Below are 18,744 nucleotides of genomic sequence, written 5' to 3' on the forward strand. Positions count from 1 at the left end.
ATGTTGTTCCTGAGGGTTTGCGCTGGCTGCGGAGGGCCGGGGCCGTCGCCGTGCGGGCCGTGCCGCGCTGGCATGCGGGCAGTGGGGGAGATGCTTCCACCCGAGCCCTTGTCCGGGTTGTGGGCTGCCTTCGCTTATGCGGATGCGGGCCGGGAGCTGCTGGCCCGACTGAAGTACCGCAATCAGCGGTCGTGTGTGGGGTGGGTGGCGTCGGCCATGGCCGGTGCCCTGCCTTCGGGCTTGGTTGTTGAAGCGGTCACGTGGGCGCCGACATCTCCCCGGCGCCGCCGTCGTAGGGGTTTCGATCAGGCTGAACTGCTGGCCCGAGCTCTGGGGCGGGAGACAGGATTGACCGTCGTCTCCCTCTTGAAGAGAGTTGACGCCGCGGGCCAGACCGGCCGGAGCCGCAGCCAGCGTTACTGCGCCCCTGTTTTCGCTCCCTGCCGTTCCCCGCAGTCGGCGGTGCTGGTGGTTGACGATGTGGTCACCACCGGAGCCACCCTCCAAGCGGCGGCCTCTGCCTTGATCCGGGCTGGTGCCCGGCACGTGGAAGCGGTGGTGGCCGGGGCAACACCGCTGCCCTCCTTACAACAGCCGCCCGGTGTGACTACCATGAGAAGTCACAACTCAACCCCAGCCGAAAGGGAGCCGCCATGGACGTGACCATTAGCAGCAGCGGGATGCAGGTGTCGCAGCGACTGGGGGAGGCCACCCGAAAAAAGGTGGGCAAGCTAAGCCGCTACCTGTCGGGCATCGATCACGCCACGGTCCGGTTCAGCGAGGAGAAGAATCCCCGCATCGCCGAGCCCGACATCTGCGAGGTCACTCTGGAGGGTCACGGCTATCACATCCGCAGCCGAGTCAACGGCCCCACGCCGTTTGCGGCCTTGGATCGGGCCATCTCCAAGCTGGAGCGCCAGCTTCGCCGCACCAAGACACGACGGGTGGATCGCCAACACCACTCCCGGGAGCGCCGGGCCAGCTGAGCACGGCGCAGGCGACAAACAGCACTTTGACCCGCCCGCAGGAGGTGGCGCGCGAAGCCCAGTCGGACCCATCTCCGCTGACTATATGGGGAGGGCGTAGCGGTAGAGTTGGGCTGGCATGAGTGTGTTCAAGAAGATTCTGAACACCGGAGAGGGCAAGAAGCTCAAGGCACTAGAAGATCTGGTGCCCGACATCAACGCGCTCGAACCGGAGACCAAGGCGCTGTCGGATGATGCGCTGCGGGCCCGCACCGGGGAATTCCGCCAACGCTTGGAAAACGGGGAGGACCTCCACGATCTGCTTATCGAGGCCTTCGCGGTGGTGCGGGAGGCGGCCTGGCGGGTAATTGGCCAGCGCCACTACGACGTGCAGCTGATGGGGGGCGCGGCCCTTCACTTCGGCTGGGCGGCCGAGATGAGAACCGGCGAGGGCAAGACCCTGGTATCGACGCTTCCCGTGTACCTGAATGGCCTGGGCGGCAAGGGCGTGCACGTGGTCACGGTGAACGACTACCTGGCCGCACGCGACTCCGACTGGATGGGGGCGATCCACCGGTGGCTGGGCCTCACCGTTGGCCTGGTGGTTCCCGTAGAACGGGGTTCCGAGTTCAAACGCGAGCAGTACGGGTGCGACATCACCTACGGCACCAACAACGAGATGGGCTTCGACTACCTGCGGGACAACATGGCCATGTCGGCCGATCGGCGGGTCCAGCGAGGCCACAACTACTGCATCGTGGACGAGATTGACTCCATCCTCATCGACGAGGCCCGGACCCCGCTCATCATCAGCGGGCGCCTGGCCGACGCCGCCAAGACGTACTACAAGTTCGCCAGCGTGGTGCGGGGACTGCGGCGCGACGTCCACTACGACGTGGACGAGGAGAAGCGCATCGTGGCCCCCACCGAGGAGGGGGTCCACGCCGTGGAGCGGGCGCTGGGGGTGGAGAACCTCTACGACTCGGTCAGCGCCAATTTGGTCCACCAGCTTCAGGCCGCGCTGCGGGCCAAGGAGCTCTACCACCGCGACAAGGACTACATCGTGCAGCGGGGCGAGGTGAAGATCGTCGATGAGTTCACCGGACGGGTCTTGGACGGGCGCCGCTGGTCAGAGGGCCTGCACCAGGCAGTGGAGGCCAAAGAGGGGGTGAAGATCAAAGAGGAGAACCAGACGCTGGCCACTATCACCCTCCAAAACTATTTCCGGCTCTACGACAAGCTGGCCGGAATGACCGGCACCGCGGTGAGCGAGGCCAACGAGCTATTCAGCACCTACGGCCTGCACGTAGTGCCTATTCCCACCAACCTGCCGGTGGTCCGGGCAGACGAGGGCGACCTCATCTACAAGAGCGAGAAGGGCAAGTTCGACGCCCTGGTCGGCGATCTGGTGGAGCGCTACGAGCGGGGCCAGCCTGTGCTGGTGGGCACCGTCTCGGTGGAGAACTCCGAGAAGCTGGCCGATGTGTTGACCAAGCGGGGCATCCCCCATGAAGTGCTCAACGCCAAGCAGCATTTCCGGGAAGCCGAGATCGTGGCCCAGGCCGGTCGGCTGCACGCCATCACCGTGGCCACCAACATGGCCGGACGAGGGGTGGACATCGTTTTGGGAGGCAACCCCGAGGCCATGGCCCGCCGGGACGCGGTCGCCGAAGGACTCGACCTCGCCAGCGACGAGGGCCAGGCCAGGGCATTCGAGCTGCTGGAGAAATACGAAGCTGAGTGCGGGGCCGAGGGCGAGAAGGTACGGGAGTTGGGGGGCCTCTATGTGCTGGGCACCGAGCGCCACGACAGCCGCCGCATCGACAACCAGCTCCGGGGCCGCTCTGGGCGCCAGGGCGATCCCGGCGAGAGCCGGTTCTACCTATCGCTGGAAGACGATCTCATGCGGATCTTCGCCACCGGTGCCATGAACTGGGTCATGGACAAGGCCCTTCCTGAGGATGTGCCTATCGAGGCCAAGATGGTCACCAAGGCCATCGAGCGGGCTCAGGGCACGGTGGAGCAGAAAAACGCCGAGGCCCGCAAGAACGTGCTCAAGTACGACGAGGTCCTCAACGAGCAGCGCAAGGTGATCTACAAGCGACGGGCCCAGATTCTGTCAGGCGAAGACCTGAGGGCCGACGCCCTTGAGCACTTGGGTGAGGCGGTCGACGCGGTGATCGGCGGGCAGTGCACGTCGGAGGATCCCGCTGACTGGGACCTGGAGCAACTGGAAACCGAGATCCGGGTCCTGTGGCCCACCCAGCTGGGCACCGACGAATTGGCCTCCGCCACTTCCACCGACGATCTCTACGACCTGCTGGTGGGCGAGGCGGTGGCCCACTACGAGCAGCGGGAGGAAGAAGTCGGCGCCGAGTCCATGCGGGAGGTGGAGCGCCAGATCATGCTGCGTATCATCGACCAGCGCTGGCGCGAGCACCTCTACGAGATGGACTACCTCAAAGAGGGCATCAACCTGCGGGCCTTGGGCCAAAAGGACCCCCTCACAGAGTGGCAGCGGGAGGGGTTCGAGATGTTCGGCCAGATGATGGCCGGGGTGGCACGGGACTTCGTCACCTACATCATGCACGTGGAGATCAACGTGGAGGCTCCGGCTCGCGCCGACGACACCGGCACCAGCAACATCACCGAGTCGGGTCCGGCCGACCCGTCCACGCAGTCCTCTCTGGCCCGTGCTTCAGCCGCACCCGAGGTGGTCCAGGAATCGGCCCCCGCCTCAAAGGTGCCGGTGGTGAAATCGGAATTGGAGAAGACCCCCCGCAACGCCCCCTGTCCGTGCGGATCGGGCCGCAAGTTCAAACAGTGCCACGGGCGCTGACCGCTCAACTCCCAAAAGCCCCGTGCCCGACTTCAGCGGCGACCTCGCCCTGCTCCGATCCAAACTCGACGAAGCCCGGCGCTACCTGCACATCGACGACCTGATAGCCCGCCGCCCCGACCTGGAGAAGGCCGCCGTCGACCCCGGCCTGTGGGACGATCCCGACCGGGCCCGCAAAGTAACCCGGGAGCTGGCCGAGCTGGCCGAAGACGTGGAGTTATTCTCCGGGCTGGAAGCCGCGTTGGAAGACGCCGACACGCTGCACCAGCTGGCTGTGGAGGAAGGCGACGAGTCGCTGGCCCCGGAGATCTCCCAAATGCTGGAGTCTCTGACCGCCAAAATAGATGACCTGGAGCTGCGCTCGCTTCTGGGCGGCGAGCACGACAGCTCCGATGCGGTGTGCGAGCTGCACAGCGGGGCAGGAGGCACCGACGCCCAGGACTGGGCCGAGATGCTGCTGGGGATGTACCAGGGTTGGGCCGAGAGCCGCGGCTTCGACTTCAAGATGGACTCCGTGTCGGCGGGCCAGGGTGCGGGCATCTCCTCAGCCGATTTCACCATCTCGGGGCGCAATGCCTACGGCCTGTTGCAGTCGGAGCGGGGAGTGCACCGGCTGGTGCGTATTTCCCCGTTTGACTCCGACGCCCGCCGCCACACCGCATTTGCCCAATTCAAGGTGGTCCCGTTCTTCGACGAAGTTTCCGATGAGGTGGACATCGACGACAAGGACCTGCGGATCGACACCTTCCGATCTTCGGGAGCAGGCGGCCAGCACGTTAACGTGACCGACTCGGCCGTGCGGATCACCCATATACCGACCGGTGTAGTGGTGTCGTGCCAAAACGAGCGCAGCCAGCACCAGAACAAAGACCGAGCCATGCAGATCCTGGCCGCCCGTCTCGCCGACCTAAAACGGGCCGAGCGGGAAGCCGAGATCGCCGGTCTAGCCGGTGACTACCAGAAAGCCGAGTGGGGCAGCCAGATCCGCTCCTACGTCCTGCACCCCTACCAACAAGTAAAAGACGACCGCACCGGCATTTCCATCGGCAACGTTGAAGGCGTCCTGGCCGGCAACCTAGACGAGCTGATCGAGGCCTACCTGCGCTGGAGGCGGATGAGCTGAGCATTGTCCCTCTCAGAAGGAGGGTGAGCGTGCGCCGTCCGGTGCCGGTGGTAGCGTTGGTCCGGGTTTCTGGGTCAACGTAGGGTGGTTCGAGACCGGCTCGCAGTTCGGAGCACACATCGCATGATCAGAATGGACAACGTCACCAAGGTGTACAAGGGCGAGGTGCTCGCCCTTCAGAACGCCACCTGCGATGTGCAGCGGGGGGAGTTCGTCTTTTTGGTGGGACCGTCCGGGTCGGGCAAGTCCACGTTCATGCGGCTGCTGAACAAGGAGGAGAGGCCCAATCGGGGCCGGGTATTCGTGGCTGGTCGAGACATCGGTGAGCTGCCGAGCTGGAAGGTGCCCTTTTTGCGGCGCAACATCGGCTGTGTCTTCCAAGATTTCAAACTATTGCCCAACAAGACCGTGGTCCAAAACGTGGCCTTCGCCCTGGAGGTGATTGGCCGCCCCCGCAGCGTGATCAAGTCCAAGGTGCCGGCCATCTTGGAGCTGGTGGGGCTGTCCAAGAAGATGCACAACTATCCCGACGAGCTGTCGGGCGGGGAGCAGCAGCGGGTGTCCATCGCCCGGGCCTTCGTGAACCGGCCGTTGATCCTGCTGGCCGATGAGCCCACCGGGAATCTCGATCCAAACACCTCGCTGGGCATCATGACGCTGCTCGACCGCATCAACCGCACCGGTACCACGGTGGTCATGGCCACCCACGACCGGAGCATCGTTGACAAGATGCGCCGCCGGGTTGTGGAACTCGACCGGGGCCAGATTGTCCGGGACCAGTCCCGGGGCGTGTACGAATAACCGATGGGCTGGAGGGATCCCGGCACCGGGGGTCGATCGGTGGACGTGAACCGATGAGCCTCAGGTTGAACTATGTCCTGCGGGAGACGGCAAGCAACTTCCGTCGCAATGTCACCCTCACACTGGCCACCGTTATCACCGTCACGATCTCGCTGACGCTTCTGGGCGCGGCGCTTTTGTTCGGCGACGCGGTAGACAACGCCACCGTCCGCTGGAAGGACGGGGTGGAGTTCATCGTCTTCATGGAGCCCGATATCAGCCCCGAGCTGGAGTCCGATGTCCGCCGGCAACTCGAGGGCTCACCCGAGGTCAGCGGGTTCACCTACATCGACAAGGATGAGGCCTACGCCGAGGTGCAGGATCTTTTGGGCGACTCCCCAGAGTTGGTAGACGTGATCACCCCGGAGCGGCTTCCGGCGTCATTCCGGGTCAAGCCCACCGACACCCTCCCGGAGCGGGTGGACGAGTTGGCCTCAGTTTTCCGGGCCCAACCGGGAGTGGCCAAGGTGGTCACCGCCAGCGAAACCATACGGGCTATCGAAGACCTCTCCAGCGGGCTTCGGCAGCGGGTGATCATCATTGCCATTGTCTTGCTGGTGGCCGCCGCGGTTCTGATCTTGAACACCATCAGAATGGCGCTGTTCTCCCGCCGACGGGACATTGAGGTTATGAAGCTGGTCGGGGCCACAAACTGGTTCATCCGGGTTCCGTTCATGTTTGAAGGGCTCATCCAAGGACTCATCGGCGGGGTGATCGCCATCCCGCTTATATGGCTGACCAATAACTTCTTCAGCGTTATCAACGACGACGTCTCGCTAGAGCTGCTGCGGGGCTTCACCGTCGATCCCTCCCGGGTCTGGGCGCTGGGCTTCCAGATGGTGGGGCTGGGCGCGATCGTGGGCACGGTGGGCTCGGGCATCGCGGTGAGCCGCTTCTTGGACGCCTGACAGGCTGCCCCTCCTCCTCCGCTCTTCTTGGACACCTGGCTTTCTCGGGGCGTAGTAGGTTCGCGGCAAATGCCTCGGCTTCGGTAGCCGGTGGCGGGTCGAAAGGAGCAGCCGATGGCCCAGCAGGTTCGAGCCGTAATCGCCAAGGCCAAGGGCGACCCGGTCAGCATCGAAGTCATCGAGGTGCCCGACCCAGGACCGGGCGAGGCCTTGGTGGCAGTGCAGGCCTGCGGGGTCTGTCACACCGATCTGCATTACCGGGAGGGGGCCATCAACGACGAGTTCCCGTTCTTATTGGGCCATGAGGCGGCCGGGGTGGTGGAGTCGGTGGGAACCGGCGTGACCAATGTGGCCCCCGGCGATTTCGTGATCCTCAACTGGCGGGCAGTGTGCGGCAATTGCCGATCGTGCCTTCGGGGCCGTCCGTGGTACTGCTTCGCCACCCACAACGCCACCCAGAAGATGACCTTGGGCGGCCAAGAGCTGTCGCCCGCGCTGGGCATCGGAGCTTTTGCCGAAAAGACGCTGGTAGCCGCGGGCCAGGCCACCAAGGTCAACCCCGAGGCCCCCCCGGAGGTGGCCGGTCTGATCGGCTGCGGGGTCATGGCCGGGCTCGGCGCGGCCATGAATACTGGCGGAGTGGGCCGGGGTGACTCGGTGGCCGTATTCGGGTGCGGTGGCGTCGGCGACGCGGCCATTGAGGGGTCCCGCCTGGCCGGGGCCCACACCATCATCGGCGTGGACATCGACGACACCAAGCTGGAGTGGGCCAAGGAGTTCGGTGCCACCCACACCATCAACTCCGCCAGGGAAGATGCGGTGGAGCGGATCCGGGAGCTGACCGGTGGGCACGGAGTGGACGTGGCCATCGAGGCCATAGGCTTGCCCCAGACCTACGAACAGGCCTTTTACGCCCGGGACTTGGCCGGGGTGGTGGTGCTCGTGGGAGTGCCCAACCCGGAGATGCGTATTGAGTTGCCGATGATCGAGGTATTCGGGCGGGGCGGCGTCCTCAAGTCGTCGTGGTACGGCGACTGCCTGCCGTCTCGGGACTTCCCCATGTTGATCGACCTGTATCTCCAGGGGCGGCTGAACCTGGAGCGGTTTGTTTCGGAGACCATCGCGCTGGAAGGCGTTGAGGAGGCGTTTCACGCTATGGAGCGGGGAGAAGTGCTCCGCTCAGTAGTAGTGATCTGAGTTTTCCTGGATTCCTCAGACAATTTCACCGATTGACGTTATTGGAAAGGGTCGGTAACCTTCTTGTTGCGGGTGGGGTTAAAGGGGCCTGTGTTGCTTGAGTAGAACAAGGGTCTGCTCTCGACGGAGACACCTGAAATGCCCGATTTAAACCTCACCACTGTAGTGACTTCGATCATCATTCTGTTGTTACTGGCCTTGCCGTTTATGGCGGCCCGGTTGCCGCGCTCTCGCCAAATCCCATTTCGCCAGGTTGAGAAGTCGGGTCCCGGCCCGGGCTTCACCTATGCCCTTGTTCCCCCCGGGGGCCATCCTGACAGCAACGACCCTGAACAGACGGGCTCCTGGCAATGGTGCTTGGCCTTCATCCCCGAGGAGACCGCCGACGGCGGTTCTGAGATGCCGCCCTGGTGGGCTCCAGCACCTCCATGGGCTGCGACTGCCGAGCGTGGCGGAGAATTCACCCACGATGCCGACGCCCTTCAGGCTGTATTCGAGAAGACCAACTCCTACCCTGCGGCGAGGTCATCACAGGGCTAGAGCATTCTCCGCCCCGGATTGGGGGCGGTTGGAGCATCATGGGGCATGGCTGCGGCGGCTGACGATCGGCACCGAGACCGGCGATTGGCCATGGTGCGCCGCCAGATTGAGGGGCGGGGGGTATGCGACCCGCGGGTTCTGGAGGCCATGAAGTCGGTCCCTCGCCACCGTTTCGTGTCCCGAGCACTGGCCAGCGACGCCTACAAAGACCACCCCTTGCCCATCTCCTCGGGCCAGACAATCTCGCAGCCCTACATCGTGGCCCTCATGGCCGAGGCCGCCGCCATCGGCTCCTGCGACCGGGTGTTGGAAGTGGGAACCGGCTCAGGGTACGGGGCCGCCGTGCTGGCCGAACTGGCTGGCTCAGTGGTTTCGGTGGAGCGCCACAGGAAGCTGGCCGACGCCGCGGCCCGAGTGCTGGCCGAGCTGGAGTACGCCAACACCACCGTGGTGTGTGCCGACGGTTCACAGGGCTACCTACCCGGCGCCCCTTATGACGCAGTAGTGGTGACCGCGGCCGCCTCCAACATCCCATCCGCGCTGTTAGACCAACTGGCCGACGGCGGAAGGCTGGTGATTCCCGTAGGGTCACCGTCGCGGTCCCAGAATCTGACCCTCATTACCCGAACGGGGGACAAGACCACCTCCCAGCGGTTCTGTCCCGTGAGATTCGTCCCTCTCGTCGAGGAGTCTTGATCAAGACTTCTCTCAGATCCCTGCCGTCAGTGGCCACTGGCTGAGCCGGTTGTAGCGGGCTATGCCGGGGTGCAGCTCGGTGGCCTGGAACTCGGCCTCGAATGGCAGCCCGACAACCGCGGGTCGCTCCAACCCCGTCCAGCCGATCTATGACATCAGTCGGCGGAAATACCGCCAAGAACAACCGAGCCATACATCCCAGGCTATGGGTAGAACGGGATCAAAGTGGCAACCCAAAGTCGACGGAATCGGGCCGGGGCAGGGGTAGGGTGAGCGGGTGCTGCGGTTGAGTGGTGAGGTTTACTCTGAGGTCATTGCCCATGCGCTTTCGGGGCTGCCCAACGAGGCCTGCGGGCTGTTAGCTGCTCGGGGTGGGCGAGAGCAGGTAGACCGGTTCTTTCCAGTGCGCAATGCGGCGGAGTCGAGCCAGATATACCGGCTCGATGACGCCGAATATCTCCAGGTGGAGCGCACTGCCGATGACGAGGGGATGATTCTGGTGGCGGTGATGCACTCTCACACCCACACCACGGCCTTTCCGTCGCCCACCGATGTACGCGACGCCTCGGCCTTTGACCCCTTCGGGGCGCTGCTTTATGTAATCGTTTCGCTGAAGGATCCCGAACCCTCGCTGCGCTGCTACCGCATTCTCGACGGCGAGATTACCGAAGAGCCGGTGTCTGTCGAGGGGTAGCCTAGAACCTGTGACAGCGCATAAATCGGTGATCGATCTCATCGGGAACACCCCGATGGTGGACGTCACCGTGCTGTCGCCGAACCCGTCGGTGGCCATCCACGTCAAACTTGAAGGCGTCAACCCAGCCGGTTCGGTGAAGGACCGAGTGGCCCGAGAGATGATCCTCGAAGCCGAAGCCGACGGCATGCTGGAGTCGGGCCGCACCATTATCGAGCCGTCGTCGGGCAACACCGGGATCGCCCTAGCCATGATCGCTCGGCTCCGGGGGTATCCGATCAAGATCGTCATGCCCGAAAACGTCTCGGCTGAGCGACGCCAGCTCCTCGAGGTGTTCGGCGCTGAGATCATCTGGTCGCCGGGCGCCAAGGGATCCAACGGTGCCGTGCGGATGGCCCAGAAGCTGGCCGACGCAAACCCGGAGTGGGCTTTCCTCTACCAGTACGGCAACGAGGCCAACCCCCGGGCCCACTACAACACCACCGGCCCGGAGATCTACGCCGACTGCCCCCAAATCACCCACTTCGTATCGGGTTTGGGCACCAGTGGCACCTTGATGGGGGTGGGGGCCTACCTCAAAGAGCGGAACCCCTTGGTACAAGTGCTGGCGGTAGAGCCCCCTGCCGGAGAATTGGTGGATGGCCTACGCAGCCTCGACGACGGGTTTATCCCCCCGGTCTATGAGAAGTGGGGCGGCGACCAACTGCTCGACGGCAAGCGTATCGTGCGGCCCCGGGAGTCGATCGAGTGGACTCGGCGCCTGTCCGAGGAAGTAGGAATATTTGCTGGCATTTCCACTGGCGCGGCGCTAGCCGGTGCGGCCCGAGTGGCCGAGCGTACCGAGGAGGGCACGGTCGTGGTGGTGTCTGCGGACGGCGGGTGGAAATACCTGTCCACTGGGGCGTGGACCGACCCGATCGATCAGGTAACGGCCCGCGCCGAGTCGATCATCTACTTCTGATTCCGGCCTTTTGGAAATTATTCCTCGGGCGGGTTTTCTTCTCCATGATGTGCTATAAGCCCCCCGCGATGCTAAACTTTTCACACCCAAACCACACCACCACGCTGGAGCACAGCTCCAGCCGAACGGCCTCGACTCATCCCGCCAGAGTCGAGGCCGTTCCTCTTGATACGGAGTAGAAGTATGGGGGCAGCGAAATGAGAAGCGACGGCCGGGCCGCGAACGAGTTGCGGCCCATCAGCTTCAAGCGAGATTTCACCGAAATGGCCGACGGCTCGGTGCTGGTCTCGTTCGGCCGCACCCGGGTGTTGTGCACTGCGTCGGTGGATTCCGATGTGCCCCGGTGGATGAAAGGCCGGGGAAAGGGCTGGGTAACTGCCGAGTACTCCATGCTTCCAGGGTCGTCGCCGGAGCGGGTCAAGCGGGAGGCGGCCCGGGGCCGCCAGTCTGGCCGCACCCAAGAGATACAGCGGCTGATCGGGCGTTCGCTGCGAGCGGTAACCGACGCCGCCAAGCTTGGCGAGCGCCAGGTGATCTGCGACTGCGACGTGCTTCAAGCCGACGGCGGGACCCGCACCGCAGCCATCACTGGCGCCTATGTCGCTTTGCACGATGCTTTCACCCGCTTGGCGGCCGCAGGACAGATTGAGCAGCACCCGATGATCGAAGCTTGCGCCGCGGTATCGGTCGGGGTGATCGACGGCGCCCCATCGCTCGACCTCCCGTATGAGGAGGATGTGGCCGCCGAGGTGGACATGAACGTGGTCATGACCGAGTCGAGCCGTTTCGTTGAGGTGCAGGGAACCGCCGAGGGACAGCCGTTCCACCGAGGCCATCTGGATGAGCTGCTGGACTTGGCCACATCGGGTATCGAGCAGATCATCGAGCGGCAAAACCAGCTACTGGCCGATCCGCCGCCGTCCCGTTGAGCTTCGCTCCAGAGGAAACGCCGCGACTGGTGGCGGCGACCGCCAATCCGCACAAGCTGGCCGAGATAGAGGCCATCTTGGGACCGGCCGTTGAATTGCTGGCCCGGCCCGACGACTTGGGGGAGGTGGTCGAAGACGGCGACACATTGGAGGCCAACGCCCGCCTGAAAGCCACCGCAGTCTTCATCCACACCGGCCGACCCGCAGTGGCCGACGACACCGGCCTGGAGGTGGCCGCCTTGGCGGGAGCGCCAGGAGTGCGCTCAGCCCGCTATGCCGGCGAGGACGCTGATGATGCCGACAACCGGGTCCGACTGCTGGCCGAACTGGAAGGGACCGCCGACCGCTCGGCCTGCTTCCGCACCGTGGCGGTAGTGGTATTCCCCGAGGGCCGCGAGTTGCTGGTCGAGGGCATGACCGCCGGAACAATTGCTGAGGCCCCTCGGGGAGGTAAGGGGTTTGGCTACGACCCGGTATTCGTGCCCCACGGGGGAGACGGGCGCACGTTCGCCGAGATGTCGCCCGAGGAGAAGAACGCGGTCTCCCACCGGGGAAAGGCTTTTCGAGCCTTGGCGGCGCAGCTGGCCTTGTAACCTGGTCGGGTCTTGTTACGCGCCAGTGGCGGAATTTGGCAGACGCGCAGGGTTTAGGTCCCTGTGGGCGCAAGCCCGTGTGGGTTCAAATCCCACCTGGCGCACATGACTGATGACTTCCGGCGGATAGTGACCGCAGTGGACAGCGACGGCCACTCGATCGTGGACAGCGATGGACCGCCGCCAGTGGTGATTAGCCCCCGCCATCCCGAGCAGTTCCTTACTGCCATTTGGACGGTAGGCCAGCTGCCTACCAGCTATATCGCACCAGGCGACCGGGATAGCTTCAGACTGTCGCCTCCAGCTGGCGGTGTGAACATAATTCGCAACAAGCTGCCGCCTGACTCGGTGGTCTACGTGGACGCCGACGGTCAACCACCCCCGGTGACCGACGAGGAGAATCTCCACCGCACCGCTACGGTGGATTTCATCTGCGTACTGGAGGGCGAGCTGTGGCTAATACTGGAAGGAGACGAGGACGTCCACCTCCAAGCCGGAGACTGCGTAGTGCAACGGGGGACGGTACATGCCTGGCGCAACCGCACCGACCAGGCCACCACCTTTTTGGCCGTTCTCTTCGACGCGGACGAAGACACCTTGGCAGCGGATCCAATCGGCCCTAAGGCGCTGTGAGCCAGTCTCGAGAGGGCGGGCCGGACCGCGAGGCCCGGCGGGCTTGGCAGGACCTGCTGAGCACGCTGTCGGAGATAGACGCCGACTGGATCGGGCCCCAGCGGGGCCTGGCCCCCGGTCGAGAGCACTTGGGCATTCGGGGCCTGGCCATGGCTCTATGGGGGGCGTTGGATCTCTATCTGGAGAACGAACCTGAGCGACCGCATTTCGTGCGACTCATCTCTCCCTACCGCAAGTGGGGCGACAATCCCGACGCCATCTACTTTTTCGCACCGCTGCGGGGCGACCTCTCGTATCGAGTGCAAGGGCGACGGGGCCGGGAGATCTATCTGTCGCTGACCGTGCACGGCGGCGACCGCGATGGGCACTGGCCAACCCGTGTTGTGGCTGAGCTGAACATGGATGAAATGGTGTTCGACGACGACGGCCGCTTTGAAGTGGTGCTGTCGCCGCACGCAGAAGGCGGCAACTGGATGCCCCTGGAGCAGGACGCCGGCTCGGTGGTGGTCCGCTTTTACTTCAATGAAGCCGAAGCCGCCTCGACCCAAGTTGAATTGGTGCCCGATTTGCGCATCGAAGCAGTCAACGGACCCGACCAGGCCCCGGTGCCAGACGATGCTTCGGTGTCGCGTCGCCTAAGACGGGTGGAGGCCTGGGTGCGCTCGAAGTTCGGCGGGCAGATGCTCGGCCCACAGCCCCGGAGGCGCCCGAGCTGGTACTCCGATGTGGCGAACACGATGGGTTCACCGGTGGACTGGACCGACAGCGACGGCGGCGGATGGGGGGCGGTGGACATCGCCTATTCCGCTGGCGAGTACGAGTTGGCCCCCGACGAGGCCCTGGTTATGGAAGGCCGGATTCCCGAGGGCTTGTTTACCAACGTGGTGATCTGGAACGAGCTGGGGCAAACGGCCGACTACCTGGAGCGAATCGTCTCGCTGAACGACGTCCAAATGGAGATGGGCGAGGACCGGCGCTATCGGGTGGTTATCGCCCACCGCGATCCCGGCGTGCCCAACTGGCTGGACACCTGCGGTGAGCCTAGGGCCGCTGTGTTCTGGCGGTTCATGCTGCCCTCCGAACCGCCTGAGGCCCCGGTGTGCACAGTCATGCCGGTTGATCGGGTAGCCGAGACCCGGTAGCAGACCGGTACGATTGGGGCCATGACCAATCCCGCCATGTTTGAACCGGGCAGCCCTGAGCGGGGCGCTTTCGAGATCTACAACCGGTTGTTGAAGAACCGCATCGTGTTCTTGGGAACTGCCGTAGACGACGACATCGCCAACTACATCACCGCCCAGCTCCTGTACCTGGAAGGTGAGGACGCTGAGAAGGACATCTGGCTGTACATCAACTCGCCGGGCGGGTCGGTCACCTCGGGCATGGCCATCTACGACACCATGCAGTTCATCGCCCCCGATGTCGGGACCATCTGCATGGGCCTGGGGGCCTCAATGGGCCAATTCCTACTGTGCGCCGGCGCGCCCGGCAAGCGCTACGCCCTACCCCATGCCCGAATCATGATGCATCAGCCCTCGGGTGGCGTTAGGGGCCAAGCCGCCGACATCGCCATTCAGGCCGAGCAGCATGCTTACGTCAAAACGCTGTTGGCCGAACGCATTGCCACCCACACCGGCCAATCGATAGAGCAGGTGGAGGCCGACTCCGATCGCGATCGCTGGTTCACCGCCGAAGAAGCCAAGCAGTACGGCATCATCGACCATGTCATCGTCAAGCGCGGTGAAATGATCTGACCTCTTCTGATGATCGAGTTGATCATCGAGATCCGGCCGGCCAGCATCAGCCCACCACATCCAATTGCACTTCACCGATAATCCTGTCTCCATCGAGACTGGTGGCAGGAGTCTCGGGGTTTAGATCCAAACCGCAGTGGTCGGCGGCGAATCGAGCCACCTCAATGGCGGCTTCGGTATAGGCGGTCATCTCGCTCTCCATCTTTTGCAAGGAGTCCTGGCCGGCGACCTCTGAATCGCTCAAGGCGGTCAGAACGAGGCCCACGGTGTTGTTGATCACAGCCAGCGACGGCTTGATTTCCAATGGGGCGGCTCGGTGCAGGCTGGTTAGCTCCTCAGCAGCCACCTCGGCGGCATCGGGGTCGTTGGGGGCGAGCGAGGCCAGCGCTCCCTCGGGACCAGACGCGACGCGGAGCTTCTCACAGAAGGTGGCCAGGTCGGACCGTTCTCCGCCCCCGCACGCCCCGATTGCCAGGACAAACGGGGCAACCGCTATCAACAGCACTGCGGCAATCGGCAGCCGGCGGCGGACCACTGGCACGGTCAGCGGGCGGCGGCCGCGTCTCGCAACTCGGTGATGGCGTGGTCGAACCCCTGCTCGTCGGAGAACACCGCGCTGCCGGCCACGAACACACCGGCCCCAGCTTTGGCGGCGGCCCCGATGGTGTCCCTGCCGATACCGCCGTCAACCTCCAACTCCACGTCGTGTCCGCCTTCGTCGATCATGGCCCTAACCTCGGCCACCTTGGACTCCATCGACGCGATATAAGACTGGCCGCCCCAGCCGGGATTGACGGTCATCACCAGGACCAGCCGGCACAGGTCCAGAACATGGGCCACCGCCGAGGCCGGAGTGCCTGGGTTGAGGGCCACGCCAGCATCCATGCCCAGCTCGCGGATGGCGCCCAGCGTACTGTGCAGGTGGGGGCAGGCCTCGGCGTGGACGGTTAGCAGCTCGCAGCCGGCTTCGGCGTAGCGAGGGGCCAGCTCGTGGGGCTCCTCCACCATCAGGTGGGCCTCGAACGGCAGCGACACCAAGGGCCGGATGGAGGCAATAACGTCGGGGCCGAAGGTGAGGTTGGGCACGAATCGCCCGTCCATCACATCCCAGTGGATGCGATCGGCCCCGGCCTTTTCCAACCCGATGCACTCCTCGCCCAATCGGGCGAAATCGGCGGGCAGCACAGAAGGCGCAATCAAGACCTGTTGGGCCAAATCAGAGGCCATGCCCCGACCCTACCCGGTGTCGGCGCGCCAGAAGCGCACCTTTGCGGTCCTCTCCGATTCCCCAGCTCAGCGCAGCATTCCGCCGTCTACGAACACCGGGCGGCCGCTCATAAACGCCGAGGCGTCGCTGGCCAGGAACACCGCGGCGCCGACGAGATCTTCGGGGACACCGAGACGGCCGAAGATGGTCTCCGCGGCCACTTCTTGCTCAAACCGGGCCCGGGTGTCGGGATCGCGGGGCAGTATCATGTCGGTGGCCACCGGACCGGGTACCAGCAGGTTCACCCGCACGCCGCGGTTGGCCCACTCTCGGGCCATGGTGGTGGTCCAGTTGGCCATGGCCGCCTTGACCGCGCAATAGGCGCCGATGCCCTCCATGGGCTGGAAGGCACCCAGCGCGCCGATGTTGATAATCGACCCGCTCCCGTTGGCGGCCAGGTGGTCGAGGGCAGCCTGCGACAGGAAAAGCGGTCCCTTGAAATTCACGGCCAAGATGTCGTCGAGCTCTTCTGGGGTGACCCGGGTGGTGACGTGGGGACGGAGCACTCCGGCGTTGTTCACCAGTACGTCTATGCGGCCGAAGCGGTTCATGGTGGCTTCGAGCAGCGGCTGATGCTGGTTCAGCTGGCCGACATCGAGTTCAGCAGCCATGGCCTCTCCACCCGCGGCGGTGATCTGATCGGCCAGTGCCTGGCAGGCATCCAGCGTTCGGCTGGCGGCGACGATCTTGGCGCCGGCGTCGGCCAGTCCCAGGGCCAAGGCCTGGCCAATGCCCCGGGATGCGCCGGTGACGATGGCCACCCGCCCGGTCAGGTCGAATTTGTCCGTCATGTCATCAATCCTGCTCCTGGGCAGCCAGCCAATTCTCCAGGCTGGCATCCTCCCAATCGTCGGGGCCGTAAACCGTGCGGGGGAGGGGAGTCATCAGGTGGGTGTCGCCGCCGGTGACGTATTCGGCCGAGCGCCGCTCCCAGGCGGTGATCCGCTCGTCGGCGGTACCCTCATCGCACAGGCCCCGGGTGGTATCTCGGTTCTGGCGGAAGGTGACGTGGGAGGCGATATCGGTAGCCCACACCATCACCACCTCGTGCTGGTTGTTGAGCACTTCGTAGAGGCCGGTGGGTCGGTGGCCGTAGTCGGCCATGAGGGGCGTGCGCTCTTCGACCACGGCGGCCAGAAACTCTAGCGGGGTTCCAGGCCTCACGGTGAGGACCTCGTTCACGAACAGGGTGCCGGTGATGCCGGCTTCGGCGATCTCGGTGGTGGTGGGGCTGCCGGGCACGCCCCCGCACAGCCGGTCGAAACCGCCGGAGCGCCACTGGGCGGCCTCGTCCCACCAGTCGCCATAGAACGCCTTGCGCCGCTTCAGGTTGAGCCGGTCGAGATTCTTGGCCAGGCCCTTCCAGCCCTCAGAGCCGATGTCCCAGATGTTGACGACCTGGGGCCAGCACCCGCCGCCCGCGCCCAGGATGTAGAAGGCGCCCTGGAGTCCGAACATCTCCGGCATGCGCAGCACCGGGTCTTGCCACAGATGCTCCATGTAGTCGTACTGGCCCTGCTCGATGACGTCGACCACCTCATAGAGGTACAGGTCGCGGTTCATTCTGGGCCTCCAGGCCGATGGGTGGGCGGTGTGTTGTGGGGCATCACCGGCCGACGTTACCGGCGTAGGCTCCAGGGATGCGCCGCGAGACCCAGGTGGATCTGATCCGGGAGCTTCTGGATCACCATGCCGCCAGCACCACGCAGCTGGCCGACGACATGCTGGTGCTTCCCGCCGAGGTGTACACCAGCGAGTCCCACTGGCAGGCGGAGCGGGAGGAGCTGTTCCGCCGCCGCCCGGTGGTGGCGTGCCTGTCGGGGGCGGTGGTGTCGGCGGGCGACTATGTGTCGTTCACTGCTGGCGGGGTGCCGGTGGTGGTGGTACGGGGCGACGACGGCGTTCTGCGAGGGTTTCGCAACGTGTGCCGGCACCGGGCGTCCCCGGTGGTGAGCGGCTGCGGGTCGGGGGCATCCTCGCTGCGGTGCCCATTTCACGCCTGGACGTACCGGCTGGACGGGTCTCTGCTGGCCCGCCCTCAGGCGGGGGAGGGTTTCAGCGGGACCGACGAGTCGGAGCTCGGCCTGGTGCCGGTGCCGGTGGAGGAGGCATGTGGGGTGGTTTTCGTGCGGCCTGAGGGCGACGATCCGGTGGATGCCGCCGAGCTGGTGGGCGACGCTGCCCAAGACCTCGACGACTTCGCCATGGGCGGCTACGTCCCGTTCGATCAGTGGGAGTCGAGCTGGCCCTGCAACTGGAAGCTGCTGGTGGACACGTTCTTGGAGTCGTACCACGTGTTCTCGCTGCACCGCACCACGGTGGGCCGCTACTACCTGTCCCAACCCATGACCTACAAGGGGTACGGACCCAATCTGCGGTTCCAGACTTGCCAGAAGTCGATCCTGGAGCTGGCTGAAACTCCTGAAGACGAGTGGGACCTGCTCAGCCGGGCCACAGTGGAGTATCTGATCGCCCCCAACACCATTTTGAGCCACAGCGTGGACCACTTCGCGGTGTACCAGTTCCTGCCCACCGCCGTCGACCACACCGACGTCACTATGACCCTGTACACGCCTGAGCCAGTAACCGAACAAACCCGCCCCCACTACGAGCGCACCCTGGAGCTGCATCAAAAGGTCGGCGCCGGTGAGGACTTCCCCCAAGCGGTCAAGATCCAGCAGTCCCTGTCGTCCGGCCTGATCAGCGAAACCCTGGTCGGCCGCCACGAAGTAGCCCTAATCCACTTCCACCGAGCACTCGATCAGCTGCTAAGCGGCCAGAGCTGACCAGTCAAGATGCGACAAA

21 protein-coding genes and 1 tRNA gene are annotated in these 18,744 nt (G+C 64.7%); 18 read left to right on the forward strand and 4 right to left on the reverse strand.

The window, feature by feature from the left end; translation table 11 throughout:
• From ACOOGG_RS16640 to ACOOGG_RS16720, 17 genes are all read left to right on the forward strand, one after another.
• A complete protein-coding gene (locus ACOOGG_RS16640; protein WP_420437079.1) occupies positions 1-663 on the forward strand; it encodes a ComF family protein in 663 nt (220 codons plus the stop codon).
• A complete protein-coding gene (gene hpf / locus ACOOGG_RS16645) occupies positions 654-986 on the forward strand; it encodes a ribosome hibernation-promoting factor, HPF/YfiA family (protein WP_420437081.1) in 333 nt (110 codons plus the stop codon). The genes ACOOGG_RS16640 and hpf overlap by 10 nt, the downstream gene beginning before the upstream one ends.
• Positions 987-1,104: 118 nt before the next feature.
• Positions 1,105-3,804, forward strand: a complete 2,700-nt coding sequence (secA, locus tag ACOOGG_RS16650) for a preprotein translocase subunit SecA (RefSeq protein ID WP_420437083.1) — start codon at positions 1,105-1,107, stop codon at positions 3,802-3,804.
• Between the two features lie 22 nt (positions 3,805-3,826).
• Positions 3,827-4,927: a peptide chain release factor 2 gene (gene prfB, locus ACOOGG_RS16655; protein ID WP_420437085.1), complete on the forward strand. Its 1,101-nt coding sequence runs from the start codon at positions 3,827-3,829 to the stop codon at positions 4,925-4,927.
• Between the two features lie 123 nt (positions 4,928-5,050).
• Entirely contained in the window at positions 5,051-5,728 is a 678-nt protein-coding gene (ftsE, locus tag ACOOGG_RS16660; RefSeq protein ID WP_420437087.1) for a cell division ATP-binding protein FtsE, read from the forward strand.
• Between the two features lie 53 nt (positions 5,729-5,781).
• Complete coding sequence (locus ACOOGG_RS16665; RefSeq protein WP_420437089.1) at positions 5,782-6,675, forward strand: cell division protein FtsX; 894 nt, start codon at positions 5,782-5,784, stop codon at positions 6,673-6,675.
• Positions 6,676-6,789: 114 nt separating this feature from the next.
• Positions 6,790-7,872: an S-(hydroxymethyl)mycothiol dehydrogenase gene (locus tag ACOOGG_RS16670; RefSeq protein WP_420437091.1), complete on the forward strand. Its 1,083-nt coding sequence runs from the start codon at positions 6,790-6,792 to the stop codon at positions 7,870-7,872.
• A 165-nt stretch (positions 7,873-8,037) separates the two neighbouring features.
• A complete protein-coding gene (locus tag ACOOGG_RS16675; protein WP_420437093.1) occupies positions 8,038-8,412 on the forward strand; it encodes a hypothetical protein in 375 nt (124 codons plus the stop codon).
• A 45-nt stretch (positions 8,413-8,457) separates the two neighbouring features.
• Positions 8,458-9,108: a protein-L-isoaspartate(D-aspartate) O-methyltransferase gene (locus tag ACOOGG_RS16680; RefSeq protein WP_420437095.1), complete on the forward strand. Its 651-nt coding sequence runs from the start codon at positions 8,458-8,460 to the stop codon at positions 9,106-9,108.
• A gap of 277 nt (positions 9,109-9,385) precedes the next feature.
• Entirely contained in the window at positions 9,386-9,802 is a 417-nt protein-coding gene (locus ACOOGG_RS16685) for a Mov34/MPN/PAD-1 family protein (protein ID WP_420437097.1), read from the forward strand.
• A 10-nt stretch (positions 9,803-9,812) separates the two neighbouring features.
• Positions 9,813-10,763 carry a PLP-dependent cysteine synthase family protein gene (locus ACOOGG_RS16690; RefSeq protein WP_420437099.1) on the forward strand — a complete coding sequence of 317 codons (951 nt, stop codon included), beginning with the start codon at positions 9,813-9,815 and terminating at the stop codon, positions 10,761-10,763.
• 197 nt (positions 10,764-10,960) lie between these two features.
• Complete coding sequence (gene rph / locus ACOOGG_RS16695; protein WP_420437101.1) at positions 10,961-11,692, forward strand: ribonuclease PH; 732 nt, start codon at positions 10,961-10,963, stop codon at positions 11,690-11,692.
• Between the two features lie 29 nt (positions 11,693-11,721).
• Positions 11,722-12,285, forward strand: a complete 564-nt coding sequence (rdgB, locus tag ACOOGG_RS16700; RefSeq protein ID WP_420437103.1) for an RdgB/HAM1 family non-canonical purine NTP pyrophosphatase — start codon at positions 11,722-11,724, stop codon at positions 12,283-12,285.
• A 19-nt stretch (positions 12,286-12,304) separates the two neighbouring features.
• Positions 12,305-12,389 (forward strand) — tRNA-Leu (locus tag ACOOGG_RS16705).
• 1 nt (position 12,390) lies between these two features.
• Positions 12,391-12,918: a cupin domain-containing protein gene (locus tag ACOOGG_RS16710; protein ID WP_420437105.1), complete on the forward strand. Its 528-nt coding sequence runs from the start codon at positions 12,391-12,393 to the stop codon at positions 12,916-12,918.
• Positions 12,915-14,060, forward strand: coding sequence for a DUF1214 domain-containing protein (locus tag ACOOGG_RS16715; protein WP_420437107.1), 1,146 nt, complete (start codon positions 12,915-12,917; stop codon positions 14,058-14,060). The genes ACOOGG_RS16710 and ACOOGG_RS16715 overlap by 4 nt, the downstream gene beginning before the upstream one ends.
• Positions 14,061-14,081: 21 nt before the next feature.
• The gene (locus ACOOGG_RS16720) at positions 14,082-14,672 is read left to right on the forward strand and encodes an ATP-dependent Clp protease proteolytic subunit (RefSeq protein WP_420437109.1); all 591 of its coding nucleotides are present in this window, start codon (positions 14,082-14,084) and stop codon (positions 14,670-14,672) included.
• Between the two features lie 46 nt (positions 14,673-14,718).
• Here the strand turns inward: ACOOGG_RS16720 and ACOOGG_RS16725 are convergent, their stop codons facing one another.
• From ACOOGG_RS16725 to ACOOGG_RS16740, 4 genes are all read right to left on the reverse strand, one after another.
• Positions 14,719-15,213, reverse strand: a complete 495-nt coding sequence (locus ACOOGG_RS16725; protein WP_420437111.1) for a hypothetical protein — start codon at positions 15,211-15,213, stop codon at positions 14,719-14,721.
• Between the two features lie 2 nt (positions 15,214-15,215).
• A complete protein-coding gene (gene rpe / locus ACOOGG_RS16730) occupies positions 15,216-15,899 on the reverse strand; it encodes a ribulose-phosphate 3-epimerase (RefSeq protein ID WP_420437113.1) in 684 nt (227 codons plus the stop codon).
• Between the two features lie 66 nt (positions 15,900-15,965).
• Positions 15,966-16,730, reverse strand: a complete 765-nt coding sequence (locus tag ACOOGG_RS16735; protein ID WP_420437115.1) for an SDR family NAD(P)-dependent oxidoreductase — start codon at positions 16,728-16,730, stop codon at positions 15,966-15,968.
• Between the two features lie 4 nt (positions 16,731-16,734).
• Complete coding sequence (locus tag ACOOGG_RS16740; RefSeq protein WP_420437117.1) at positions 16,735-17,502, reverse strand: hypothetical protein; 768 nt, start codon at positions 17,500-17,502, stop codon at positions 16,735-16,737.
• A 77-nt stretch (positions 17,503-17,579) separates the two neighbouring features.
• Here ACOOGG_RS16740 and ACOOGG_RS16745 point away from each other — a divergent pair, with 77 nt between their 5' ends.
• A complete protein-coding gene (locus ACOOGG_RS16745; protein ID WP_420437119.1) occupies positions 17,580-18,725 on the forward strand; it encodes an aromatic ring-hydroxylating oxygenase subunit alpha in 1,146 nt (381 codons plus the stop codon).
• Positions 18,726-18,744 lie beyond the last annotated feature (19 nt).

Source organism: Candidatus Poriferisocius sp. (assembly GCF_965214065.1).
Lineage (GTDB): Bacteria > Actinomycetota > Acidimicrobiia > Acidimicrobiales > Bin134 > Poriferisocius.